The sequence below is a fragment of the Natronosalvus vescus genome (genome assembly GCF_023973145.1).
Taxonomy (GTDB): domain Archaea; phylum Halobacteriota; class Halobacteria; order Halobacteriales; family Natrialbaceae; genus Natronosalvus; species Natronosalvus vescus.
Genome location: NZ_CP099546.1, coordinates 1905858 through 1930328 on the forward strand (window position 1 = coordinate 1905858; position 24471 = coordinate 1930328).

Annotated in this window: 23 protein-coding genes and 1 tRNA gene; 10 read left to right on the forward strand and 14 right to left on the reverse strand. The window is 64.9% G+C overall.

Going from position 1 to position 24471, the window contains the following annotated elements:
* Window positions 1-10: 10 nt before the first annotated feature.
* Together NGM68_RS09190 and NGM68_RS09195 are read right to left on the reverse strand one after the other, a co-directional pair.
* Window positions 11-223 (reverse strand): hypothetical protein, encoded by a 213-nt coding sequence (locus NGM68_RS09190; protein ID WP_252701336.1) that lies wholly within the window; start codon window positions 221-223, stop codon window positions 11-13.
* Between the two features lie 40 nt (window positions 224-263).
* The gene (locus NGM68_RS09195) at window positions 264-590 is read right to left on the reverse strand and encodes a hypothetical protein (RefSeq protein WP_252701337.1); all 327 of its coding nucleotides are present in this window, start codon (window positions 588-590) and stop codon (window positions 264-266) included.
* Window positions 591-1158: 568 nt separating this feature from the next.
* On the opposite strand from NGM68_RS09195, the gene NGM68_RS09200 reads away from it, so the two are divergent.
* Window positions 1159-1506: a hypothetical protein gene (locus NGM68_RS09200; RefSeq protein WP_252701338.1), complete on the forward strand. Its 348-nt coding sequence runs from the start codon at window positions 1159-1161 to the stop codon at window positions 1504-1506.
* A gap of 53 nt (window positions 1507-1559) precedes the next feature.
* On the opposite strand, the gene NGM68_RS09205 is transcribed toward NGM68_RS09200, so the two are convergent.
* The 3 genes from NGM68_RS09205 to NGM68_RS09215 form a co-directional block, all read right to left on the reverse strand.
* The gene (locus NGM68_RS09205; protein WP_252701339.1) at window positions 1560-1976 is read right to left on the reverse strand and encodes an Hsp20/alpha crystallin family protein; all 417 of its coding nucleotides are present in this window, start codon (window positions 1974-1976) and stop codon (window positions 1560-1562) included.
* A gap of 201 nt (window positions 1977-2177) precedes the next feature.
* Window positions 2178-2984 (reverse strand): prephenate dehydratase, encoded by an 807-nt coding sequence (pheA, locus tag NGM68_RS09210; RefSeq protein ID WP_252701340.1) that lies wholly within the window; start codon window positions 2982-2984, stop codon window positions 2178-2180.
* A 216-nt stretch (window positions 2985-3200) separates the two neighbouring features.
* A complete protein-coding gene (locus tag NGM68_RS09215) occupies window positions 3201-4190 on the reverse strand; it encodes an AI-2E family transporter (RefSeq protein WP_252701341.1) in 990 nt (329 codons plus the stop codon).
* Window positions 4191-4573: 383 nt separating this feature from the next.
* On the opposite strand from NGM68_RS09215, the gene NGM68_RS09220 reads away from it, so the two are divergent.
* A complete protein-coding gene (locus tag NGM68_RS09220) occupies window positions 4574-5290 on the forward strand; it encodes a DUF547 domain-containing protein (protein WP_252701342.1) in 717 nt (238 codons plus the stop codon).
* Between the two features lie 78 nt (window positions 5291-5368).
* Here the strand turns inward: NGM68_RS09220 and NGM68_RS09225 are convergent.
* A tRNA-OTHER gene (locus NGM68_RS09225) sits at window positions 5369-5457 on the reverse strand.
* Window positions 5458-5700: 243 nt separating this feature from the next.
* Between NGM68_RS09225 and NGM68_RS09230 the strand changes: the two genes are divergently transcribed.
* Window positions 5701-7602 (forward strand): ATP-dependent DNA helicase, encoded by a 1902-nt coding sequence (locus NGM68_RS09230; protein ID WP_252701409.1) that lies wholly within the window; start codon window positions 5701-5703, stop codon window positions 7600-7602.
* A gap of 273 nt (window positions 7603-7875) precedes the next feature.
* On the opposite strand, the gene NGM68_RS09235 is transcribed toward NGM68_RS09230, so the two are convergent.
* From NGM68_RS09235 to NGM68_RS09245, 3 genes are all read right to left on the reverse strand, one after another.
* The gene (locus tag NGM68_RS09235; protein ID WP_252701343.1) at window positions 7876-9192 is read right to left on the reverse strand and encodes a class I SAM-dependent methyltransferase; all 1317 of its coding nucleotides are present in this window, start codon (window positions 9190-9192) and stop codon (window positions 7876-7878) included.
* Window positions 9185-10312: a 60S ribosomal export protein NMD3 gene (locus NGM68_RS09240; protein WP_252701344.1), complete on the reverse strand. Its 1128-nt coding sequence runs from the start codon at window positions 10310-10312 to the stop codon at window positions 9185-9187. Before NGM68_RS09240 ends, NGM68_RS09235 begins: the two co-directional genes overlap by 8 nt.
* 91 nt (window positions 10313-10403) lie before the next feature.
* Window positions 10404-11849: a PQQ-binding-like beta-propeller repeat protein gene (locus NGM68_RS09245; RefSeq protein WP_252701345.1), complete on the reverse strand. Its 1446-nt coding sequence runs from the start codon at window positions 11847-11849 to the stop codon at window positions 10404-10406.
* 537 nt (window positions 11850-12386) lie between these two features.
* Here NGM68_RS09245 and htpX point away from each other — a divergent pair.
* From htpX to NGM68_RS09260, 3 genes are all read left to right on the forward strand, one after another.
* Window positions 12387-13271, forward strand: coding sequence for a zinc metalloprotease HtpX (gene htpX / locus NGM68_RS09250; RefSeq protein ID WP_252701346.1), 885 nt, complete (start codon window positions 12387-12389; stop codon window positions 13269-13271).
* Window positions 13272-13354: 83 nt separating this feature from the next.
* On the forward strand, window positions 13355-13960 hold the full coding sequence (pspAB, locus tag NGM68_RS09255; protein WP_252697802.1) for a PspA-associated protein PspAB: 606 nt from the start codon (window positions 13355-13357) through the stop codon (window positions 13958-13960).
* Window positions 13961-14067: 107 nt separating this feature from the next.
* A complete protein-coding gene (locus tag NGM68_RS09260) occupies window positions 14068-16155 on the forward strand; it encodes a MutS-related protein (RefSeq protein ID WP_252697803.1) in 2088 nt (695 codons plus the stop codon).
* Between the two features lie 79 nt (window positions 16156-16234).
* On the opposite strand, the gene NGM68_RS09265 is transcribed toward NGM68_RS09260, so the two are convergent.
* Window positions 16235-16687 carry a hypothetical protein gene (locus NGM68_RS09265; protein WP_252697804.1) on the reverse strand — a complete coding sequence of 151 codons (453 nt, stop codon included), beginning with the start codon at window positions 16685-16687 and terminating at the stop codon, window positions 16235-16237.
* Window positions 16688-16834: 147 nt separating this feature from the next.
* On the opposite strand from NGM68_RS09265, the gene NGM68_RS09270 reads away from it, so the two are divergent.
* Window positions 16835-17965, forward strand: coding sequence for an ORC1-type DNA replication protein (locus NGM68_RS09270; RefSeq protein ID WP_252697805.1), 1131 nt, complete (start codon window positions 16835-16837; stop codon window positions 17963-17965).
* Window positions 17966-18005: 40 nt separating this feature from the next.
* On the opposite strand, the gene NGM68_RS09275 is transcribed toward NGM68_RS09270, so the two are convergent.
* Window positions 18006-18347 carry a HalOD1 output domain-containing protein gene (locus tag NGM68_RS09275; protein WP_252697806.1) on the reverse strand — a complete coding sequence of 114 codons (342 nt, stop codon included), beginning with the start codon at window positions 18345-18347 and terminating at the stop codon, window positions 18006-18008.
* Window positions 18348-18674: 327 nt separating this feature from the next.
* On the opposite strand from NGM68_RS09275, the gene NGM68_RS09280 reads away from it, so the two are divergent.
* Window positions 18675-18848, forward strand: coding sequence for a hypothetical protein (locus NGM68_RS09280; protein ID WP_252697807.1), 174 nt, complete (start codon window positions 18675-18677; stop codon window positions 18846-18848).
* Between the two features lie 37 nt (window positions 18849-18885).
* On the opposite strand, the gene glmM is transcribed toward NGM68_RS09280, so the two are convergent.
* Together glmM and NGM68_RS09290 are read right to left on the reverse strand one after the other, a co-directional pair.
* Window positions 18886-20202 (reverse strand): phosphoglucosamine mutase, encoded by a 1317-nt coding sequence (gene glmM / locus NGM68_RS09285; protein WP_252697808.1) that lies wholly within the window; start codon window positions 20200-20202, stop codon window positions 18886-18888.
* 97 nt (window positions 20203-20299) lie between these two features.
* Window positions 20300-21430 (reverse strand): outer membrane protein assembly factor BamB family protein, encoded by a 1131-nt coding sequence (locus NGM68_RS09290; RefSeq protein ID WP_252697809.1) that lies wholly within the window; start codon window positions 21428-21430, stop codon window positions 20300-20302.
* Window positions 21431-21548: 118 nt separating this feature from the next.
* On the opposite strand from NGM68_RS09290, the gene NGM68_RS09295 reads away from it, so the two are divergent.
* A complete protein-coding gene (locus NGM68_RS09295; RefSeq protein ID WP_252697810.1) occupies window positions 21549-22406 on the forward strand; it encodes an HNH endonuclease in 858 nt (285 codons plus the stop codon).
* 180 nt (window positions 22407-22586) lie between these two features.
* Here NGM68_RS09295 and NGM68_RS09300 read toward each other — a convergent pair whose 3' ends face one another.
* On the reverse strand, window positions 22587-23006 hold the full coding sequence (locus NGM68_RS09300; RefSeq protein WP_252697811.1) for a CBS domain-containing protein: 420 nt from the start codon (window positions 23004-23006) through the stop codon (window positions 22587-22589).
* A 232-nt stretch (window positions 23007-23238) separates the two neighbouring features.
* Here NGM68_RS09300 and NGM68_RS09305 point away from each other — a divergent pair, with 232 nt between their 5' ends.
* Window positions 23239-24471, forward strand: a complete 1233-nt coding sequence (locus tag NGM68_RS09305) for a digeranylgeranylglycerophospholipid reductase (protein ID WP_252697812.1) — start codon at window positions 23239-23241, stop codon at window positions 24469-24471.

Here is a 24471-nt window from a genome sequence, read left to right on the forward strand (position 1 = left end):
CTGAGGGTGACTACCTGTTCAACAGTTCGTGCACGAGTTCCGCCAGACCGAGGAGGATCACCACCGCTGCTCCATTGGTGACCAGAACCGAGGCTCCGAACGTGTAGATCGCGTACGAAGGAACGCCGACGAGCGAAAGTGCCGTTCCGACGACCCGGACGTTCGTCCAACGCGACCGCCCACTCCGTCCGTCCTCGGCTGAATCCGTCTCCGGGACGGTCACGCCCGCCCCGCGGAGCGCGTCGAACGTCGCCGGGAGCCGATCAGTCGGGACGAGAAACGGGTCTGACAGCAGGAACCGGGTGAAGAACGGCAGTGTGTGCCTCGATCCGGACGAGTGCCACCGTTCCAACCGTCCGTACCGACACGGACTCGACGCGCTCGAGATCCACCGTCCGTTCGTGTCCGTTCCCGTATTCCGCAGTCAGCGTCCGGGTGGTGCTATCGATCCGCAGACGTGTGTCGTCGTAGAGGTAGACGCCCGTCCACCACAGAATTAATGCGAGAAATCCACAGAGTCCGACGATCCCGTTCGAGAGTCGCGGGTCGATCCAGAGGCCCCCGAACAGGGCACCGACCGGGAGGGCCACGAAAATCGATAACCACCACAGCCGGCTCGTCGAACAGGTCGCGAGCACGAGTCGCGTGAGCGCTGGTGTCCCGTCGACTCGGTGTTCACCGTAGCCGATGATCCATCCGAAGGGCGCGAATGTGTGGACATACGCAGATTCAGTCCCCCTACCGAAGCACAACTTTTTTCATACCTATAGCGATCGGATTTTCCTCGTCCACGGATCGATTCGGATGACTCGGTCGGGTGCCGAGCCGGCTCGCGGAAACGGCGTGGGATATTAGACATCGACAGCGTCGACGAGATGAGGAGTCGAGATTCTTCGGGAATGGCGGGATTCGTACTCGGCGTCTACTCGAAGAATTGGTGTCGATCGGCCAGACTGTTGACCGCACCAGTCTCAGTGTCGGGATCCATTTGCGGCCATAAATCCCCACGTATTTGAGTAACTCGAGAGAACACACGGGCGTAATGTCCGATTACGACACCGCTCGACGGTCGTCGATCACTCGAGCGGGATCGATACGCCAACACGGGATCGAGGCACGCGTGAACGATGAAGGCAGCTCAACGGACGTGGTCGACGCGTGACGCTCGTCAGTTCGCTGGTCGCGTTCTTCGTCGCGTTGCTCGTCGGCGGCCTGGCGATCTACTTCGCCGCGGGTGTCGTCGTCGACGCGGACAGCTACTCCCACGCGGTCGTTACCGCTATCCTCGGCGCGTTCGGCTGGGCGCTGACGGCCTGGATTCCGCTGTTCGGCCCGCTGATCGCTCTCCTCGTCTGGATCGGGGTCATCAACTGGCGCTACCCCGGTGGCTGGGTAACGGCGGCGATGATCGGCGGCCTCGCCTGGCTGTCGGCGCTCGTCATCCTGTTCGTACTCGACGGCGTACTCGGCCTCGGCGTCGGTGCGTTCGGGGTACCGGGCACGTAGGTGTGTAGCGGCCGCTCGAGCGTGTTCGGTACAAAAACGTCGCTCCGGTCGCGTTACTCGATGTCGATCTGCCGCGAGTCGTCGGACTCCTCGAGTTTCGGCAACGTCACGGTCAGCACGCCGTTGTTGTAGGTTGCGGAGACGTTCTCCTCGTCGACCGGCTCCGGGAGGTGGAGCCGTCGAGTAACCGAGCGACGCGAGCGCTCACGCCGAAGGTACTGGTCGTGTTCCTCGCTGGTGTCGGTTTCGTGGTCGGCCTCGAGTCGGAGCGTCCCCTCCGAGAGCGTTAGTTCGATGTCGTTGGTCTCGAAGCCCGGGAGGTCGGCAGTCACGACGTATTCGTCGACGTTGTCGACCACGTCGACGGCGACCGAGCCGGGAACGGAGAGGTCGCCGCCGACGCCCGCTTCGATCTGTTTGCTGACACGGTCGAGCATCTCTTCGAGGTCGTCGAACGGATTTCGTCGCATGGGCGACGGTACACGCTCGACGGAGATAAAATCTGCCCCCTGCGTAACGACAGAACCGTTGATCGATCGAGGTCGTCGGTACCGACAGTACGCGTGACCGCTCGAGGTCGCCGGTACCGACGATACGTGCGCCCGCTCGAGCGCACGGAATTCGAGTTCGAGCGTGGCGCCACGACACCGAGTGTGACGCCGCGTCGACCGTCAGTCGACGACGTGCTCGAGGTCGTACGACCCGAGGCGGCGAACCCATCCCTTATCGGCGAGCGTTTCGAGTTCCTCGAGCGCCGCCTGCGTTCGATCCTCGTAGAGTCCGCCGGCGATGTCGATGTGGAAGACGTAATCGCCCAGGCGCTCGCCGCTGGGTCGAGATTCGACGCGGCTCAGGTTGATGTCACGCTCGGCGAAGGGCTTGAGCAACTCGAGCAACAGACCGGGGTAGTTCGCGTTCGGATAGACGACGAGTGAGGTCTTGCCCCCGGCAGTCGAACGATGGGCGACTGGCGCGACGGCGAAAAACCGCGTCGCATTCGAGGTCTGATCCTGGATGTCGGCGGCGAGCACCTCGAGGCCGTTGCCGGCGTTGTCGGGGTGGCCGATGCCGGCGACGGTGGGATCCTCGCGGGCGTACTCGACGCCCTGGGCGGTGCTGGCCACGGCCTCGAGGGTGGCGTCGGGATGCTCGCGCTCGAGGTAGGTGCGACACTGAGCCAGCGCCTGGGAGTGGCTGGCGATGGTCTCGAAGTCGCGATCCTGTGCGAGCAGGGCGTGGCGGATCGGCGTGACGATCTCGCGGACGACGGCGATGTCGTACTCGGCGACGGCGTCGAGGCTCTCGGTGACGCTCCCTTCGATGCTGTTCTCGATGGGGATGACGCCGCGCTCGAACTCGCCGCTGGCGACGGCGGCGACGATGTCGGTGACGGACTGGCGAAAGACGATGTCGTCGTCGATCGCTCGCGTGGCGCGATGGGAGTAGGTACCTTCGGGCCCAAGCGTGACGGCTGTCATAGGTGGTGCTACCGGGGGCAGGTCGGAAAAGCGTGCCGACAGTGGAGATATTGGACGTGTTAGGTGTTCGAGGTCGGGGTGGTGGTTCCGATCACCCTCGAGCGCCCTGACCTGCTAGGCACTCGAATTTCGTCGTGTTCCGCCCTGTTCCGCCCTGTTCTGCCCTGTTCCATCTTGTTCTGTCGTGTTCCGCCCTGTTTCGTTCTCCCGTCCCGCTCACAGGTCGTCGTAGTGTTCGTTAAATATCGAGAGGGTGGCGACGAGCGCACCGAGGAGGACGGGGCCGAAAAACAGCCCCATCAGGCCGAACGCGGTGACGCCGCCCAGGACGCCGACGATGATCACGGCCGGATTGAGGTCGGCGTACCGGTCGACGACGATCGGTCGCAGGTAGTCGTCGGCGACGCCAACGACGATGGCGCTGTAGACGGTGAGCGCGACCGCGAGCACGGGTTCACCGATCACAAGGAGGTAGATGGCTGCCGGCCCCCAGACCAGAAACGCGCCGACCAGCGGGATCAGCGAGAGGACGATCATCACCATCGTCCAGAACAGCGCGTTCGGAATGCCCGTCGCGAACAGGGCGATCCCCGCAATGGAGCCCTCGATGATCGCGATCAGGACGTGTCCCGCGAGCACCGCCCAGGTCACCTCCTCGAGTTCGTCGAACAGCTCCTGCTGGACGGGCTCCGGAATCGGCGTGACCTCTTTCAGCCACGCGAGGAGGTCGTCGCCGTCTTTCAGGAAGTAGTAGAGGAGAAAGAGCGCCAGTCCGATCCCGATCATGATATGGGTGACTCCGGTGACGACCTCGAGGCTGCGTTCGGCCGCCATCGCGCCGACGTCCCTAGCACTGTCGAATATCGCCGCCTCGAGGTCGATTCCGAACCGCTCGGCGAGGCTCTCGAGGGGTTCCGGTGGGAACGCGTCGGGGTCGGCCTCCTCGAACACCCGCAGTGCGTCCTGAGCGACGACCGCGATGACCACGAGCACGGGGAGGATGAATCCGAGCAACGCGAGGATCACGAGCGCAAATGCCGCGATCGTCGGGGAAACCCGCCCCTCGAGACGTCGCTGGAGCGGCGACAGGACGAACGCGAGCAAGACGGCTGCCAGCACGTACTGCAGGTACGGCAAAATGAGCTGTGCCGACAGCACGACCAGGATCGCGATGAAGACCAGCAGCGTCCCTCTCGAGCGGTTCACGACCCGCCGTCCCACGCCGCAGCCGATAAAGTGAGGGCTGGCAACGGACGATTGTGCCGTGAAACGGTAGCTCGTTTGCCTCGAGCGTCGTCTACGAGGGGTAGATGCTCGTCACATCCGGGCAGCTCCCCGTCACGGCCGATTTGATCACCACTGGCCGAAATACGACCGTAGAGGTGACAAACGTTAGCACTAACTGTGACGATTCACACACCGGTCGTGGGCTCGTTTTGTGATCGGATGTACAGCGACGGTCAGCGGCTCCTGTACTACTCTCGACCCCTCCTCAATCACTCCCAAACCGGCGCGTAACGTATTCTTCGTGGCGACTGTCGTCTCCGACGTAACACGGATTCAAGAGTCTGGTACGCCAAGTACGTCCTATGTCGACGCAGCTCGATCCGCTCTCGATATCGGGCGACCTCCTCTATACGGTGAAGACGGGCGGCGACCGCTCTGCACTTCGGGATCGGCTCGCGGCGTTCGACCGCTCCCAGCTCGAGCGAGCGTTGCGGGGTCGACCCCAGAAACTCGCGTTCTGGCTCAACTGTTACAACGCCTACGTCCAGATCCTGCTCGAGGACGACCCCTCGTTGCTCGACGGCTCCGCCCTCGACCGATGGCGTTTTTTCGCCCGCGACCGCATTCCGATCGCCGGCGTCTGGCTCAGCCTCGACGACATCGAACACGGTATGCTTCGGTCGTCGAAACACCCCTGGGGAATGGGGTATCTACCCCGGCTCTTTCCCTCGACGTTCGAACGTCGGTTCCGCCTCGAGTCGGTCGACCCACGGATTCACTTCGCGCTCAACTGCGGCACCGAAAGCTGCCCACCGGTTGCGGTCTACTCGCCGAGCGACGTCGAGTCCGAACTCGAGATCGCGACCGAGTGGTTCCTCGAGGAGAACGTGAGCTACGATTCGGACGAGGGTGTCGCTCGCGTCCCACGGGTGTTCCTCTGGTATCGCGGCGATTTCGGGGGCTCTGACGGAATTGGGTCGTTCCTCGAGCGGTACGACGTGATTTCGGGGGACGCAGATCCGGCGATCGAGTACGACGAACACGACTGGTCGATCGAGCTGGGCGATTATCGCCAGTGACGTCGTGGGTGTGGTGTCGGCGATCTCGTGGGGTCGTGACGCGACACGCTATCGCCCGAGTATCGTGAAAATGAGAAGCGGAAGGGGTGGGATTCGAACGCCACGAGGCCATACTGGCCGCCACGTGTCGAAGACGACGTGGTGCTCTGCCGCTGAGCGACCCTTCCGTATCCCACTCGAGGGGCCACCGCCTGATTGTAATCGAGCAGCTACCCCGGTGTATGTCGGAGATACTGGCTGTAAGCGTGGGCTACACGCGATGGAGGATGTCGTTCACTCGAGCGGTTATGTCTCCCTGCGAATCCACCTTCCGTGGCCGACGACCCGACAAGCCCTTGTGACATCCCGGACGCTGCACCGCGAGCGACACTCCGCAGCCTTTAGGACGACGCCCGCCGGTGACTCGAGTGGTGCATCCAGACCGGATCTTCGAGGCGTTCCCCGCGCCGAGTTACCGAGGGAACCAGGAACAGGCCCTTCGGGACATTCGCGACGCCTTCCAGGCAGGAAACGACGTCGTCTTGGTACGCGCGCCGACGGGTAGTGGCAAGTCCCTGCTGGCGCGCGCCGTCGCGGGCTGTGCCCGGACGGTCGACGAAGCCGAGCCGAGCGAGGCGACCGGTGCCTACTACACGACCCCGCAGGTCTCCCAGCTGGACGACGTGGCCGGCGACGACCTCCTCCAGGATCTCAACATCATTCGGGGCAAGTCGAACTACACCTGCATCCTCCCCGGCGAACTCGACACGCCGGTCAACCAGGCCCCCTGCGTTCGCGAGCGGGGCTACGACTGTTCGGTACAACACCGCTGTCCGTACTTCTCGGATCGAGCCATCGCCTCGAACCGCTCGATCGCGGCGATGACGCTCGCCTATTTCATGCAGACAGCTGGCAGCGAGGTGTTTCGCAAGCGCGACGTCGTCGTCATCGACGAAGCCCACGGCCTCTCCGAGTGGGCGGAGATGTACGCGACCATCCAGCTCGGCCCGCGAACGGTGCCGTTCTGGGACGACCTGCGCGTCCCCGAAGTCGATTCCGTCGAACGAGCCGCCCGCTACGCTGAAGCCCTGGCGCAGCGGTGTACCAGCCGTAAAGACGACCTCCTGGCGCAGGAGACGCTCACCCCTGGCGACGTCCGCGAGCGTGACCGCCTCCAGGAACTCATCGGCGAACTCGAGTTCTTCGTGAAGGACTACCGGGATCCGGAGAGTCCGACGACGTGGCTGGTCGATCAGGGCGACGCCGATGGGGGTGGCGGAGTGGGCTCGAGTGGGAGCAATAATTCGGACGACGGCGGGGACGGCGAACCGCAGGGCGGCCCGCTCACGATCAAACCGATGGATCCCGAGCGCTACCTCCGCTACACCGTCTGGGATCGGGGCAACAAGTTCGCGCTGCTGTCGGCGACCATCCTCAACAAGGACGCCTTCTGTCGCCACGTCGGCCTCGAGCCCTCCCGGGTCGCCCTGGTTGACGTCGGCCATACGTTCCCCGTCGAGAACCGGCCGCTGTACGACGTCACGCAGGGAAAGATGACCTACGAACACCGCGAGGAAACCCTCCCGAAGATCGCCCGGACGATCGTCCGGATCATGCAGAACCACCCCGACGAGAAAGGGCTGATCCACGCCCACTCGTACGCGATTCAGGACGAACTCGAGTCGCTGCTCACTGACTTCGGGGTCGGCGACCGGGTTCGCTCCCACAGCCGGGACGACCGGGATGCCGACCTCGAGGCCTGGAAGGCCAGTTCGGATCCGGACGTCTTCCTCTCGGTGAAGATGGAGGAGGCCCTCGACCTGAAGGGCGACCTCTGTCGCTGGCAGGTGCTGTGTAAGGCCCCGTTCCTGAACACGAGCGACTCCCGGGTAGCCCACCGACTCGAGCAGGGCCAGTGGGCGTGGTACTACCGGGCGGCCCTGCGGACGGTGATCCAGGCCTGCGGCCGGGTCATCCGGGCACCCGACGATTACGGCTCGACGTACATCGCTGACTCGAGTTTGCTCGACCTGTTCGAGCGCGCTCGAACTGATATGCCCGACTGGTTCGCCGCCCAGGTCGACCGGCTCGAGGAACCCGATCTGCCTGCGTTCGAGCCACGGGCGGCCTCTGACTGTCACGCTCGATCGAGATCCGACGGCGATGGCAGGGGGTCGAGTGGGAACGACGGAAAAAGCGACACCTCGAGCACTGACGCTGGTACCGCCTACACCCGCACTCGGGACACCGGCCGCACGAACTCGGGGTCGAGCCGGGGCCGACGCTCACGATCACGTAGCCCGCTCGCCGACGTCTGGGACACCGACGGCTAGAAAATAGTCGCTGCGCCCCAGGCGACCATCGAGGTAACCATCAACAGCGCGAAGAGCGCCGCGATGATCTGGTTCAGGTTCATACACGGTTTTCTCACTGGGGAAGTATGAATTTGACGTCCATATGTTGTGAGTTTGGCTCGACGAGGGTTTTGCTCGAGGCCGATCGGGCACGTTCCTGACGAGGGGTCGATCGATTCGGTGCGTTCCTGACGAGGGGTCGATCGATTCGGTGCGTTCCTGAAGAGGAGTGGTGTGTCTCTGCCGTGGGTGTCACCTTACGCGAGCGTCCACCACCACGTGTTCGACGCCCGCGCTGTGGGATTTGACGCGTCGCGTCTCGAGCACCTCGAGACTCCGCCCAACCCGCTCGACGGCGGCCTCGAGCCGACCGATCGGTCGCTCCCACAGCTCCGCCTCGGGCGTCGCCTCGTGATAGTGGATCACCCCGCCGGGCTCGAGCGCCTCGAGGGCCGCGGGGAGAAAGTCGACGGCCTCGTCGGATCTCGCGCCGTGGCCCTCGTCGTCGACGCCATCGGCGACGCCGTAGTAGCCCATGACGACCCGGTCGGCGGTGACGTCCGCCGCCAGATCGCGACAGTCGCTGTGGTAGGCGTCGACCTGTCTCGAGACCTCGTTGGCCATCGCGTTCTCGAGCAGGTAGCGAAACGCCGTCGGGTTCAGTTCGGTCGCGGTCACCCCTGCTCCCGCCCGCGCCATCGGGAGCGTGAAGTAGCCGACGCCGGCGAACATGTCGAAGACGCGTTCGTCGGGCTCTACGACCGTCGCCATCCGTCGACGCTCGGCCTGGTTCCCCGGCGAGAACATCACCCGTGTCGGGTCGAGGGCGTAGTGCGTGCCGTCCTCGACGTGCACCGTTTCGGTGTCCCTCGAGCCCGCGAGCAGACGCGTCCGGGGTTCGCGGTAGGTGCCGCTCTCCGCCTCGTTCGCGATTCCGTCGTCGGCCAGCACGGTCTCGGCCTCGCCGTGCAACTCGAGCAAGGCTTCAGCGACCTCGGTTTCGTCGTGGCACTCCGGAGGCAGCCGAACGAGGATCACCGAGCCGACGACGGCCCACGACCCCGGTGCCGTCTCGAGGTCGGCGTCGCTCCACCCGCGCTCGCGGAGGTGGTCGGTGAGGTCGCGGGTACGATAGTCGGGGTCGACCTGACGGATTACCTCGAGGACGGCCGTGTCGGCGGGTGGCTCGAGCACCGGCAGCGCGACCGTTTCGGGGCCGTACTCCCGCACCCGGCGGTCGTCGTCGTAGACGCCCTCGGCTTGCAGGGATTCGATCGCGGTCTCGGATCGTGACTTCTCGACGACGACGGCCAGGGGGTGTAGGTTCGACTCGAGGGTTGGGTCGCTGGAGTCTGTGTGCTGGGTCGGGACGGCTTGGCTCGAGTTCGTGTCCTGATTCAGGTTCTCCGGGCTCGAGTCGGCGTCCCGGTTCGAATCGCCATCGCTCTGCGATTCCCTATCTTCCTTCGCTACAAAACCTGTAGCTTCAACTTCAGAATCCGTAGTAACTTCACTATCCGTACCGTTGGACTCGTTCTCGCCTCGAGCCCCCTCGTCTTCCTCACGCATCGTTCTCCGGGAGGACGTGGAGGCCGGCGCGACTCTTGAGGGTGGGAACCGTCTCAGTGTCGGGATCGACGTAGTCCGGTCGAGCAATTGTCTTCGCCTGGAAGGTTTCGGGATCGAGCACCTGGATCGAGCGCTCGTCCTCGACGGTGACGACGGTCGTCTCGACGGCGTCGTCGTGCTCGCCGAGTTTGCGCGCATCGGGAGCGTTCCCCTCTTCGTAGCTGGCTTCGTAGCGCTCGCCGGTCGTGAGCCGAATACCCTTGAGGTTGCCGTGGGCGCTACTGACGAGGACGGGCCCGCCGTCGTCGTACGCGAGATCGATCACGTCGCCGGGGACGTACGGGGGGAGTCGGACGGCGAACGTGACGCGGTAGACGCCGTTGCCGTCTTCGTCCTCGGTGACGAGCGTTTCGGCGTCGTTCACGGTGCCGCCGAACTCCTCGACCATCTTGTTCGCGATCTTCTTGCCGATCTTGTTGGTCGAGACCCGCATGTTGAGGCCGTCGTCGGTCTCGGTCGTCTCGGTGATGAAGGCGTTGCGGTCGCCCGTCGCCTCCATGTCGGCGACGATGTCCTCGGCGATCACCTTCGCGCGTTCGATCTCTTCGGTCGTGGGGGTTCGATCCTCGGCGCGGATCTGGACGATGCTGGCGTAGTAGTCGCCGGCGATCCGGCCACACCGGGTACAGGTCTGGCGGGCGATCTTTACGGGTACCATCACCTGTTCTTCGACGGGTGTGCCACGGACGATGCCGGTGAAATAACTGTGCATCCGTACCGTATTCGGGCCGACTTCCTCGGGTTCGACCTGCCAGGCGACGTCGTCGACGTCGACGTGGACGGCGAGCGCCTCGCTCACCTCCTCGATGGCGACGTCGGTGTAATCCTGGGCACCGACGTCGACCCAGCGGCGACCCCGGTGGACGGCCCCACACTGGGCGCAGACGCGGACGTCGATCCGGTCTGGCGCGTCGATGAACTCGAAATCGTCGAAGTAACAGCTATCACAGAGGTCGACCTCGGCGCTCGGGCGCAACGGGTCGACGGCAGCGTCGTCGTCCTCGCGTCGATCCGGGACTGGATCGCCACAGCGAGGACAGAACGCACGCGAATCGGTCATGTCCCCTCGTTTGGGTCTGAGAGAGTTAAGCGCCGCGTTCGACTGACGCCCCCCCAGACGCGAGTCGACGGTGAGCCCCGAACGCAGTCGACTACTCTACCGGGTCGTCCAATCCGTCAGCTCGACGACGTAGCCACTCGAGGGTGAGCGCCCCGCTAACGACACCTGCGCCGGTCGTGAACCCGGGCATCCCGTCGTCCTGCTCGTCCGTCCCGTCGTCCAGTTCGGTACCGAAGACGACGTCGTCATCCTCGTCCGATTCTCCGTCGCCTTCGTCCGTTTCCGTTTCTCCGTCGTCCGTTTCATCATCGTCGTCAGCTCCGTTCTCGTCGTCAACCGATTCCGCGTCGTCACCGTCGTCGCTTTCGTTCGCCTCGCCATCGTCTTCGTCCGGATCGTCGACTCCGTTCTCGCCTCCCCCGGATCGGATCGCGAGGAGTCCGTCGTCGCTGGCGAAGACCGTCCCGTCGGCGAACGCGAGATCCGTCGGGCGCGACTCGGTTTCGACGACCCACTCGAGGTCGTCCTCGACGACGTCGAACGCGGCGACACCCGTCCCCTCGCTCGAGTCGTCGATGCCGACGTAGACGGTCGGGCCAGCACCCACCGGCATGCCGAACGTCGCGTCCTCGATCGTCGACCGCCAGTGCTCCTCCCCCGTCTCGTGATGGTAGCCGACGATCCCGTCCTCCGCCGCCATGTAGACGTGTTCGCTTGTGGCCAATCCGACTGCAGACCCCGATTTCCCCCAGTTGAGTTCGCCTGTGTCCGTCTCGTAGACAGCCACCAGGTCGTCACCGCCGGCCTGGGTCGAGACGGCGCGGTTGGTCGCAACGATGAGTTGCGCTCGATACTCCCCGTGGTCGTTCGTCCACCGCTCGCTCCCGTCGTCGATCTCGGTTGCGTACAGCGTCTCGCCGTCCGTCGTGAAGACGGCCCCGTCGCCAGCGGCGACGGGCTGTTCGATCAGCGAGCCGTCGTCGGGTTCGAACGTCCACGCCTCGTCCCCGTCGTCGGCCTCGATCGCGTAGAGCGTTCCATCCGCGACGACGAACACCGTTCCCTCGACGACGGTCGGAGACGGAACGGCGTCGTCGGGCTCGAGGTCGATCTCCCAGCCGACCTCGTCGTTGCCGATATCGATCGCGGTCAACCGGTCGCCACCGACGTAGAGCGTGCCGTCGACGACGGCCGGCGTGCCACCAGCCCCAATGTCGTTGGTTTCTCCGAGCAGTTCCCCGCTGTCCGCGTCCAGTGCGTGGATCGCCCCGTCGACGGTCAGGAAAACGATCCCGTCGACGACGGCGACCGGGCCGCCGTGGTCGTACTCCCAGGCGACGGCGGCAGATGCGTCCGGCCCGCTCTCATCCGGTACGTAGGCGGTGTTGCCCGCGTTTCCGCGGATGGACGACCAGCCAACAGCGGACGCCCCGTTCGAGCCGCTATCGGCAGTTGCCGGGCGCGTAGAGAGAATCCCCCCGACGGCAACTGTTAGCCCGGTGTACTTCAACACGTGCCGTCTCGTCGTATTCGTCATGATCGCGAGTGTGGTAGAACCACCGGCACTTTCCTATGGGCACGTTAGCATCGTCCCACCCGGGTAAAGCGTTCCGATCGATCGTTCGAGCAGCGCAACTGTACGTCCAAACCCCCGTTGGATCCTTTGCTCGTGGTGAAACGATACCCGTTCTCACCGTGGGTCACGAGATCCCGGTTCCAGGCGAAACGAGGGGGTGTTCCGATCACGGTTTGTTCGCCCTTCGATTCGAGACCAATCCGACTTCCTCCGACCATCAGCGCAGCCTGTTGCGATTTTAGTTTCTCGACCTCGAGGCACGTCCGATCGTTCTCGTTCCTGACCCTCGTCTCGAGTGGAGTCCCAGCCGACCGTCGGCCATACGTCAGACGCCCGTCATACACCCACAACTGTTGACGTGTCAGACGTGCTACCTCCTCGTGATCTCCATGCGAAATGAGGGGGTTTACACGCGAGCGGTTGAAACGACAGAAAATTGATTTTCTACGGGTCGTGTCGCCAGTAGAACTTATTCAGCCAGACCCCCTCTATCGAACCATGGACTGGAAACCGGACTGGGGACTTCGATTTCGGATGTTCCTGACGATGTTTCTGCTGTTCGCCCTCTACATCGTGTTCGCGGGGGTGCTCACCGCCTATCTCACTGGCGGGGCGAATCTGCTCGTCTTCGCGATGCTCTTTGGTGGAATGTCGTTCGTTCAGTACTACTTCAGCGACACGCTGACGCTCAAGACGATGGGCGCGAAGAAGGTCTCCCCTCAGGAGTATCCGCAGCTTCACAGTTCGGTCGAACGCCTCTCCCAGCAGGCTGATCTCCCGAAACCGAAAGTCGCGGTCATCGATTCGAAGGTGCCGAACGCGTTCGCAACGGGCCGGAACCAGAAAAACGCCGCCGTCGCCGTCACCACGGGGCTGATGGGAAAACTCTCTCGCGAGGAACTCGACGGTGTGATCGCCCACGAACTCGCCCACGTCAAAAACCGGGACATGATGGTGATGACCATCGCCTCGTTCCTCTCGACGGTCGCGTTCATGATCGTCCGCTGGGGCGCGTTATTCGGCGGTCGCGGCCGCGGCGGACGGGGTGGTGGCGTCGTCGTCGCCATCCTCGTCTCGCTGGTCGTCTGGATCATCAGCTATCTCCTCATTCGGGCGCTCTCGCGGTACCGGGAGTTCGCCGCCGACCGAGGTGCTGCAGCGATTACCGGGAACCCCGCCGCCCTCGCCTCGGCGCTCATGACCATCTCGGGGGAGGTGGACAAGATTCCGGACAAAGATCTGCGCGAGGAGGCCGAGATGAACGCGTTCTTCATCATCCCGCTGAAGTCGGGCGTCGTCGGTCGCCTGTTCTCGACCCATCCACCGACCGAGCGCCGCGTCGAGCAGTTGCGGGAACTCGAGCGGTCGATGGAAATGGTCTGAGGCGCTGACTCGAGCAATCTGGCATTCCAGGACTCCGAGGAGAAAACGCGAGCTTTCAAACCCTCGCCACCCAACTGGGGAACATGGGACTCCTGGACGGACTCCGTGCCGTCCTCGGCATACGCGCGGAATCGGACGCCAGCCGGGACGCCGACCCCGACGACCTCTTCGGGATGAGCACCGCTTACCTGACGATGGAAGCCGACCTGGGCTACGACTCCGTCGACGCCGGTGCCCTCTGCTTCGCGGGCGTCGACTCGAGTAGCTTTCGCGATGCCGTCGACGAGGTCGAGGCCATCCTCGAGGCCGGCCGCGAGGACACGGGCACCGACTTCCGGGTCACCGAGGACGACCACGGCTATCACTGGGTCGTCCTCGAGGACAGCGACCCCGAGGATCTCATCACGAGCCTCCACTTCGCCGCGGACACGTTCATCGAGCGAAGCTACGGCTCGCGGCTTCTGGCGGCCGTCTTCGGCTACGAGCGCGACGGCGACCCGGCCTACTGGATCTACTCCTTCCGCCGGGGGGCCTACTACCCCTTCGCGCCCCGACCCGGCCGGGAACGGGACTCGAGTATGGAGTTCAAACTCGAGTCCGTCCTCGACGGTGAACTCGAGATCGAACCAGACAAGGAGTACTGGTACCCGTTGTGGCCCGGCTCGAGCGGCAGCCACCCCTGGGAGTGACCGGACAGCTGTCTCGTGTCGGGTTCTGGGTGGAACACCCCCGCGTGCGACCCCCACCCGAGAACGGGGCGTGACCTTTTTCTCGTCTCGGCGGGACGTGCTGGCCGATGGAGACCAATCTCGAGTCGATTCCGGGCGTCGGCGAGAAAACCGCCCGCGCACTGGCTGAACTCGACGACCCCGAAACCGCGCTCGAGACCGGTGACGTCGCCGCACTCGCACGCGCACCCGGGATCACCGTCGGCCGCGCGGCCCGCATCGCCCGCGGCGCGATCCGCCAGGAACACGACGACCCCGGCGGCTTCCTCGCCACCGACCGCACCCGGGAGATCTACCGGACGGTGCTCTCGCTGTGTCAGGAACGGACGGTAACCGACTACGCGGCCCACCGCCTCGAGACGCTGTACCCGAGCCCCCGGCGCTCGCGCATCGAGGAGGTGCAGTCGTTCACCCGCCGCGCGCTCGAGCGCGACCCCGACCCGGCCGTCCTCGAGGCCCTGGAGGGCGTCGAACCGCTCGAACGACCCGGCGACGTCCGCGTCCGCGACCGGTGTTTGGCGACGACCGACGCCGAACGCTACAGCGAAGCGCGGGCAGCGATCCCCGAACTCTCTGTCGAAATCGTCGAGGACGCCCAGGGGCTGGCCGAGCTAGCCAGAGGCTACGCGACCGTGATCGCTATCGACGAGTCGTTCGCCGGGATCGACCTCGAGGGTGACGTTCGGGTTCGCCCCGACGCCCTCGAGGAACCGGCGTCGATCGTTCCCGAGCGACCGCTGGCGTTTTTCGCCCGCAATCGGGAACGGCTGCGGGCGGCGGTAGCGGTGCATCGGGCGCTCGAGGGGGACAAAAACGACGGTTTCGAGGGCGGCGACGAGCACGGCGAGGACGGAACCGGCATCGTGGACGTCGACACGGACGTCGATATCGATCTCGCGGCACTCGAACGCGGCCTCGAGCGCCTGGACGACGACGGCACCGTCGCGGGCGACGACGAACTCGATCGACTCACCGTCGCCGTCGACGATCTGGATACGGTGGTCGGCGTCGCCGAGAGCGTGGCGAACGACCGCCTTCGGGAGGCGATTCAGGAACAGGACGTCACCATCGAGGGCGCCGACCTGCTCTCGCTGGTCGAACGCGGCGCCGGTGTCGACTCCTTGCTCTCGCGGGAGCTCGCCGACGAGTACGCCGCGGCCGTGACGGCCGCTCGAGAGCACCTGACCGACGCGCTGGATCTCGACGTCGGGGAGGCGGAGTTCGCCCAGCGAATCTTCCGCGACGAGCCGACGTTCCCGGTCGAGCGCGACGAGAACGCCGTCTCCCGCCTGCGAGAGGAACTCGTCGCCGCCCGTGATCGACGGGCCGCCACACTCAAGCGCGACCTCGCGGCCGACCTGGCCGCCCAACGCGAGGGAGCACAGGAACTCGTCCGCACGGCTCTCGAGTTAGACGTCGAACTCGCCATCTCTCGGTTCACCCGGGATTTCGCGTGTACGATGCCCGAGTTCGTCTGGGACGCCGACGCCAACGGCAACAACAACGGAGCGACCGTCGGCTTCGCGATCGAGGGCGGCCGCTCGCCGGTACTCGAGGAGCCCCTCGAGGCGATCGATCCCGTCGACTACGAGGTATCGGGCGTCACCCTCCTTTCCGGGGTCAACAGCGGCGGGAAGACCTCGACGCTGGATCTGGTCGCGAGCGTCGTCGTGTTGGCCCACATGGGTCTGCCGGTGCCAGCCGAACGCGTCCGTCTGCGCCGCTTCGACGACGTCCACTATCACGCCAAGAGTCAAGGCACCCTCGACGCGGGGGCGTTCGAGACCACCGTCCGGGAGTTCGCCGACCTCGCCGCCGGCGGCGAGGGCTCGCTCGTCCTGGTCGACGAACTCGAGAGCATCACCGAACCCGGCGCGAGCGCGAAGATCATCGCGGGTATCCTCGAGGCGCTCACCGAAAACGGGGCGACGGCGGTGTTCGTCTCGCACCTGGCGGGGGAGATCCGCGAAACGGCGGACGTGGACGTGGCCGTCGACGGCATCGAAGCCGTGGGGTTGGTCGACGGCGAACTCGTGGTCAACCGGTCGCCGGTGACCGATCACCTCGCCCGCTCAACACCGGAGTTGATCGTCGAGAAACTGGCCGGCGAGGACGACACCCAGTTCTACGAGCGATTGCTCGAGAAGTTCGAGTGAGTTTCTGTGGCCGTGGCTCCAGTGGGGCGGTTTTTCGTGGGAGCCGCTCACGCCGAAGCATTTCACTCGAGCCCCGCACTCACGACGACGCCTCGAGTGAACCAGCCTCTCGAGCGCTCAAGTCGTCTCCGACGGCTCGCATCCCCCTGTAGCCGCCGACGGTGACGAGCGCGCTCGCGAGGAACGCGACGAAGATGCCGGGTTCGGGGGAGACGGTGACGTAGTGTGCGGGGTACCCGGCGGCGAAGACGTTCTCGAGGGAGGTGTAGAGCACCCCGAGCGAGAGCACGGTCAGTGCGCCCACTGCGGTGGTCACTTTCGTCTCGAAGGCTGTCCACTCGCGCATGTAGACGACCCAGAGACTGATCGCGCCGGCGAGCGGGGCGAGATACCCCATGCCGGAGAACCCGTTCGACGTCGTGGTCGTGCCGAGGACGTCGATGCTCGCCCAGGGCAGGAAGGCACTCGCAATGAGGAGGGCACCACCAACGACAGCCAGCCGTTCGTTTCCGTCGGAGGGAATGTCGATCATCACGCCGTTCTGGCCCCGTTTTCCTATATAAACTCGGGGACGATCCGAGGCCGTCGTTCCGGGACGCCTCGAGTGCTCGCGCTTCGATCCGAACCCGCCGAAACCGACCGCAAACAACTAAGTAGCTTCGAGAGCGTGGTGAAAGTGATGACTGGCGACCCCGAGGAGGGGATGTTGTCGTGGGACGAGTCGGTGTTCCGCAACGAACACGTCTTCGAGATCGACTACGTCCCCGAGACGTTCCGCCACCGCGATTCGCAGATGCAGAGTCTCACCTACGCGCTGCGACCGGCGGTTCGGGGGTCGCGTCCGCTGAACGTGATGGTACGTGGTCCACCGGGCACCGGGAAGACGACCGCCATCCAGAAACTGTTCGACGAGGTCGGTGCCCAGACCCGCGACGTCCAGACGATCCGGGTCAACTGCCAGGTCAACTCGACGCGGTACTCCGTGTTCTCGCGGCTGTTCGAGGGCTGTTTCGACTACGAACCGCCCTCTTCGGGCATCTCTTTCAAGAAGCTCTTCGGCCAGATCGCCGAGAAACTCGTCGAGGACGACCGGGTGCTCATCGTCGCGCTCGACGACGTCAACTACCTGTTTTACGAGAACGAAGCGTCGGACACGCTGTACTCGCTGTTGCGCGCCCACGAGGAACATCCCGGCGCGAAAATCGGCGTCGTCGTCGTCTCCTCGGATCCGGCGCTCGAGCCGATCGACGAACTCGACACGCGCGTCCAGAGCGTGTTCCGCCCCGAGGACGTCTACTTCCCGATGTACGACCAGCCCGAAATCGCCGACATTCTGCACGAGCGCGTCACGCGCGGCTTCCACGACGAGGTGGTCGCCACCGACGTTCTGGATCGCGTCGCCGCACTGACCGCCGAAAGCGGCGATCTCCGGGTCGGAATCGACCTCCTTCGGCGGGCAGGGCTCAACGCCGAAATGCGCGCCAGCCGCACCGTCGAACTCGAGGATGTCGAGACGGCTTACGAGAAATCGAAGTACATCAACCTCTCGCGCAGCCTCAACAACCTGGCCGAAAACGAGCGCAACTTGCTCGCGGTACTCGTCGAACACGACGGTGCCCAGGCGGGGGACGTCTACGACCTGTTTCACGACGAGACGGGACTCGGCTACACCAGGTATTCAGAAATCGTCAACAAACTCGATCAGTTAGGGCTGATCGACGCCGAGTACGCCGAGATCGACGGTCGCGGCCGGTCTCGAGCGCTCTCGCTGGCGTACGAACCCGAGGCGATTCGGGATCGGCTCGAGTGATCGCCGACCGTTTTGGTGCCCGCCGAATGTGGTGTGACTTTTACTCCAGCGGCTCGGTCACTTTGGCGGGATGATTCGGCCGCGAGAGCTGGATACGTCCATCGCCGATGACGGTGATCCGGTACCCCTCGTAGACGAACTCGAACGTCTGGCCGGGGCTGCGTTCGGCGGTGCCGGAGCGGTGACTGAACAGCGTATTGAGGGCGTCCGGATCGACGACCTCGTAGATCGGTGCCAGTTCGATCGGTGACTGGCCGTCGACGCGGGCGACGAGGTCGACGATCGCCTCGATGGGGCCTGTTGCGAGGTCGAACGACTCCGTGTAGGTTCGTTTTGTCGCGCTACGAAGGGAGGGCGGTGTCGAGTCGTCGGCGGAATCCATACTCGTAGCTCACCGGTCGTCCCTGTAGATGCAATGCTGGCCATATCAACCCATTAAGTACTCGTTACTGATGGGTCACTCCGGTTGGGGTGTGCCGTTCCCGATCCAACCGGCCGATTCGAAACGCTGTTACCGGGTGTGATTTCGGGACAGTAGGCAACGCATTCGGTATCCGTGGCCGTCCTCGAGACGATCGGGGCTCACTCGAGTGATGGCCGATTGTCTTCTGTGTCCAACCGACATCCACAGAGAGCACCCGACGTGTCGGGTTCGGTTCGCCGAGCAGCGCACACAACGCTCATGTCAGTCGACGGGCAAAGGTAACGTATGACTGCGCCCCTGAAACTCGCCGGGTTCGTCCTGGTGGCCCTGATCGCCCTCTGGATCATCTTCCAGGTCGTCGTCGGCATCGTCACGACGGTCGTGAATCTCATCGTGAGCCTGGTCGTCCTGGCCGTCATCGTCGGCTTGCTCTATCTGGCAGTGACGGCGTTGACCTGATCGTGACGGCATTGACCTGACCGTGACGGCCTCGGCGTTAGCCCTGAGCCGCCTCGAGTAACTCGATCGCCTCCGTACGCAACGCGTCGGCTCGCTCGGCCGAGCGGGCTTCCGCCGTGACGCGGATGAGCGGCTGGGTTCCGCTCGCCCGGAGCAGGAACCAGCCGTCGCCGCGGTCGACCCGGACGCCGTCGAGCGCGTCGACCTCGTCGAAGCGGTCGGCCACGAGGTCGCTGACGGCGGCCATCACGGCCCCTTTTTCGTCGACTTCGAGTGAGTCACGCCGGATCGGATACGTGTCGACGCTCCCCACGAGTTCGGAGAGTGGGCCGCGCTCGGCGACGAGAGAGACGAGTTTCACGGCCGCGAGCGGGCCGTCGGGACAGAGCGTTTCCTCGGGCCAGATCCAGGCGCCGCTGGGTTCGCCACCGAAGACGACGTCGTCGTCGGTTGCCCGTTCGGCCACGTAGACGTCTCCGACGGGCGTTTTCGTGAGCGATGCGCCGACGGCAGCCAGTGCGTCGTCGACGGTCAGACTCGTGTCGACCGGCGCTGCAACGCGGTCGCCCTCGCTGGCTGCTTCCCTGGCGAATAGTGCCAGGAGGACGTCTTTCGGGACGAACGCCCCGGTTTCGTCGACGGCTACCATCCGGTCGGCGTCGCCGTCGTGAGCGATGCCGAGGTCGACGTCGGTGTGAGCCACCGTCGCCATGAGCGTCTGGAGGGTGTCCTCGTTCGGTTCGCTCGGGCGGCCTGGAAAGGCACCGTCGGGCTGGCCGTTGAGCGTTCGCACTCGACACCCTAACTCGTCCAGCACGTCTGCAGTGACTCGGCCTGCACCGTTTCCGAGGTCGACGACGACTGAGGGCGTCGTCTCGAGGTCGACCGTCTCCCGGATCGCTTCGGCGTGGCGGTCGGCGGCGTCGGGGTTCGTGCGTCGGCTGCCGTGGCCGTCCCAGCCTGTGAGGTCGTACTCGCCATGCTCGACGCGGTCGGCGATAGCATCGCGCTGTTCGGGTCCGAAGGCCTTCCCGGAGGGGTTCCAGAGCTTGATCCCGTTGTCGGTCGCCGGGTTGTGCGAGGCCGTGATGACGACGCCGGCGTCGGCCTCGAGCCAGTCGACGGCGCGGGCGACGGTCGGGGTGGCGGCGACGCCGACGTCGACGACGTCCGCACCACACTCGCGGAGACCGGCGACGAGGGCGTCTCCGAGCACCTCACCGCTCTCTCTGACGTCGCGGCCGACGACGACCCGGTCGTAGCCCTCCGTGGCGACGGCCCGGCCGACCGAGAGGGCGAGATCAGCAGTGACGACGTCGCCAACAGCACCGCGGATACCGCTCGTTCCAAACATAGCGGTCACTGGCACGTACGTCGATGTTATACTGTCGGTCGTTGGTCGTGGCCTCACTCGTTGGCGTCCCCGGGCGCGGATCTGATGACCTGCGAGCCTACGGCGGCGTCTCCCACTCGAGACACCGAAGCTGTCCGTCCTCCGTCCCGACGAACAGCCGTCCGGTTTCGGCGGGTGCGTGGGTCGCCCCACTGCCGGAGGTTGCCGCACGGGAACCGCCGTCGAAAACGGGCGCTGGCGTTCCCGCCACGCCCGACTCGAGTGGCAAGTGCCACCGAAAGTCCGGGTCGGTGGCGTCGACGCCGTAGAGCCCACCCGTCCCGTCGCCGACGATGACGACGTCTCCGGCGACGACCGGATCGGTCGTCGGGGTACCGTCGAGCGGGAGCCCCGCCTTCGAGAACAGAAGGCCCCGGAGCTTCCGGTTGCCGAACGTCGTATCGGTGACGTGGAGGGTGTCGTCGTCGGCGGCGACGAACAGCGTGTCGTCGCCCTCGAGCACCGTGGGTGCGGAGGTGAAGCCACCACGAATTTCGTAGGTGAACCACGTCCGGCCGTCTTCGATACCGAGGGCGAGCAGCGTCCCGTCTGAGTCGGCGACATACGCGCGGTCGTCCGCGAGCGTCGGCCCACCGACGACCGTGCCGTCGGTCGGTACGCTCCAGACCGTCTCGCCCGAGCCGAGCTCGAGGGCCTGTACCTGCTCGTTCTGGGTCGCGACGTACACCTGTTCGTCGTCGACGGCAGGCGCACCCACAGGAGTTCCCTCGAGCGTCGCCGTCCAGATCGCCTCGCCGGTTTCCGCTCGAAGGGCCAGCAGGCCGTCGGAGTTCCCGACGAGGAGCAACCCGCCGTCGAGCGTCGGCGGCGTCGTGTACAGCCCCTCGACCGGTCGCTCCCATTCGAGGGTACCCGTGGGGGCGTCGATGGCGACGAGGGTGTCGGCCAGACAGCACACGACCCGGTGGCCGCCGACGGCCGGGGCGAGCGTCGTCGAAGCGGTCGTCTCGTACACCCAGCGACGCCGCCCCTGGTAATCGACGGCGTAGAGGTGGCCGTCGGCCGTCCCGACGTAGACCGTGTCGTGGTCGACGACTGGGGGGCAGCGAACCGGGCCGCGGAGATCGGTCGTCCAGGCGTCGGCCGGCCTCGCCTCTGGCCCCGTGAGATCGCGACCAATTCGTCCCGTGTTGTGCTCGTCACCCCGAAACTGGTTCCACTCGCTCACTGGCCATCCTTTCGGGTGACTGGGCATAAGACCGGCGAACTCGAGTGTGTCCACAGCCCCAACCGGGGCGCAGTACCTGGAGCGGAGCGCTTTTGCCTCGCCGGTGTGAGTTCGACTCGTGGAACCAGGATCAGGGCCGGGAACGCGAATGTGGGAGGCCGATCGCGCGGCGGTGTTCGACCGCGACACCAGGACGTGTCGACACTGCGAACGGACGCCGAGTACGTCAGGCACGTCGGGCCTTCGGGTGGCGGCCGTCGGCGACGTTCCGCTGCAAGGAACGGTTCACGAGAGCGCACTCGTGACCCTCTGCGATGCCTGTTTCGAGATCCTTCACGGTACCGAACGGACGACGATCGACACGCGTGAGGCGCTCTTCGAGACGATTCGATCCGCTACCAACCGCCAGAGCGAGGCGATTTCGACCGTCGCCGTGTTCGCGTCGCTGGCGACGACGGTTCCAGCGGCGATCGAGGAGGACGACGACCCCGACTACGTCGCCCACCGCCAGGACGCCCACCTCGTCCTCGCCGTCGTGGACGCGACTCTCGAGCAACTCGAGGCACTCGTCGGATCGGATGCGCTCGAGGCGCTCGATCCGGGCACCGAACCCGATTCCGATCTCGACTCGGCTCTCACAGCGTTCTGCGAAAGCGCGACGACGCTCCAGAACGAGCTACGAGAGGTGATCGACCTCGCGGAGGTCGTCGCCGTCGGTCTCGGACGCTGCCAGGGTTGTTTCGAACCGCTCGAGGTCGACCCGGATCCTGAGACTGGCGCGCAGTCAGCAGCTACTCGTCCGTGCTCGACCTGTGGCCTCGAGCCGCGCGATATCGGGGCGTGGCGGCGCGACGACGGTACCGTTCGCTTCAACGACCTTTTTGGAGCGATCAACGCCGCTTTACAGGGCAGTTCGGCGACGACGACGACGCTCACCGCCCGGACGCAAGTGGTTGCCGAACGGCTGCTCGAGTGATCGGTCGAGCGCTCTCGGATCTGTTGGCTCGGTCAAAAGACGGTGACTGTGTGGTGTGTCGAACTGGCTCGAGGGTTCAGCGATGCAGCGATGCCGCATTTAAGCGGTTCAGCGGTGCCGCATTTCAGTGGGTCAGCGGATCAACGGATCAGCGGATCGGCAGATCAGTGGGTCAGCAGTTCAGTACGGCGCTCGCTGCTCGCGAATCACGCCGACGAGTTCGCTCTGTTCGTCGGCGAGCAATTCGCTCAGGTCGTCGAGGGTGATGATCCCGGCCAGGTGGCCGCCGTCGTCGACGACCGGAAGCCGACGGACGTTGTGCTCGTTCATCCGTTCGGTCGCCTCGTAGAAGCCGGCATCGACGCCGATTGTGTGGACGCCGTCGGACATGATCGACTCCGCAGTGGCGTCGGGGCCGGCGTCCTCGAGGAGCGTCGCGAGGGCCAGATCCCGATCCGTCACGATCCCCACGGGTTCGTCGCCGTCGGCGATGACGACGCTGCCGACCATCTCGTCGTCCATCATCGTGGCGAGTTCGCGAATCTCCGTGCCTGGACTGGCGGTAACGACGTCACTGCGGGCGAGTGTCTCGAGCGTCATGCGGCGGTGTCTCCGACTGCCGGCCACGTAATGCTATTGCCGGCATATGCTATTTACTCGTGGCTCGGGTATCACTAGTACCGATGGGGTGGGTTCACGTCGCTGGTGGCGGCGGTCGTGGCGTCGCGGATTCAGTAGTCGCATCACCCCCTCTCGAGGCGAACCGGGGGGCCTCATCTCGTCTCGAGTCGAACTGGGTATACTCATAATGCTCCAGCACAGTCTGTGGGTCATGAACGAAGATTACGACGTGGTAATCGCCGGTGCCGGCCCCGCAGGTGGACAGTGTGCGCGGGATCTGGCGGCTCGAGGCTACGACGTCGTCGTCCTCGAAACGGAAGCCGAAGACGAGTTCCCGAAACAGAGCAACAAGTCCACGGCCGGAACGTTCCCCTCGATGATGGCGTCGTTCGGTATCCCCGACGACGTGGTGCAACAGTTCACCGAGACCGTGGTACTCGAATCGCCGAACGCCTACTACATCCAGGAACAGCCCGGGGCGGTGCTCGATTTCGGAAAATTCAAACGATTTCTGGTGGAGGATTCCCGAGAAGCCGGCGCTGAGTATCGTTTCTCCTCGCGGGCAACGGCCCCGATAATCGAGGGTGGGGAACCCGTCGGCGTCACGTACAACGGCTCGGAGGAGATCTACGCCGATATCGTGATCGACGCGACCGGCCCGGCGGCCCCGATCGCGAAGAAACTCGACGTGAGCGACCTCAAACGCGAGAACCACGCGATCGGTATCGAGTACGAACTCGAGGGAATCGACATCGACCACCCCGGATTCGCCGACCTGAACGACGCGATGATGCTCCGGTTGGATCACGACATCGCGCCCGGTGGCTACTCCTGGATCTTCCACACCGGCGAGGACACCGCCAAGGTGGGCGTCTGTTACATCCAGAACGAGAGCCACAGCCAGTACGGTCGAGACAACTTCAGCATCGACGACTACCTCCAGCACTGGATCGACACCGATCCCCGCTTCGAGAACGCCGAACGGATAGAGGGCCGCCAACACCGGGGTTCGGCGCACATCCAGCTACCCGGTCAGATCCACACCGATCGCTTCATGGCCATTGGGGACACCGTCCCCACCGTTGACCCGCTCTGGGGCGAAGGCATTCACACGTGCATGAAATCCGGACGCGCTGCTGCCATCGCGGCCGACAGCTGTCTCAAACACGGCCAGATCGAACCGACAGCGGAGAACCTCGAGGTGTACGACACGCTCTGGCACCGCGACGTCGCGCCGAACGTCGACACCCGCCTGCTGATGACCCACCTGCTGTATCTGGCCTCGAACGATCGGTACGACAAACTCATGGCCGACTTGAACCGCCTCGACAACGACACGCTCGCCAATGCCAACAAGGGAAGCAAACGAGCGATCATGAAACTGCTCGGGGTTCGAGACCTCTCGCTCGTCGCGCAGGTGCTGCGAAAGCGACGCAACTGGTAG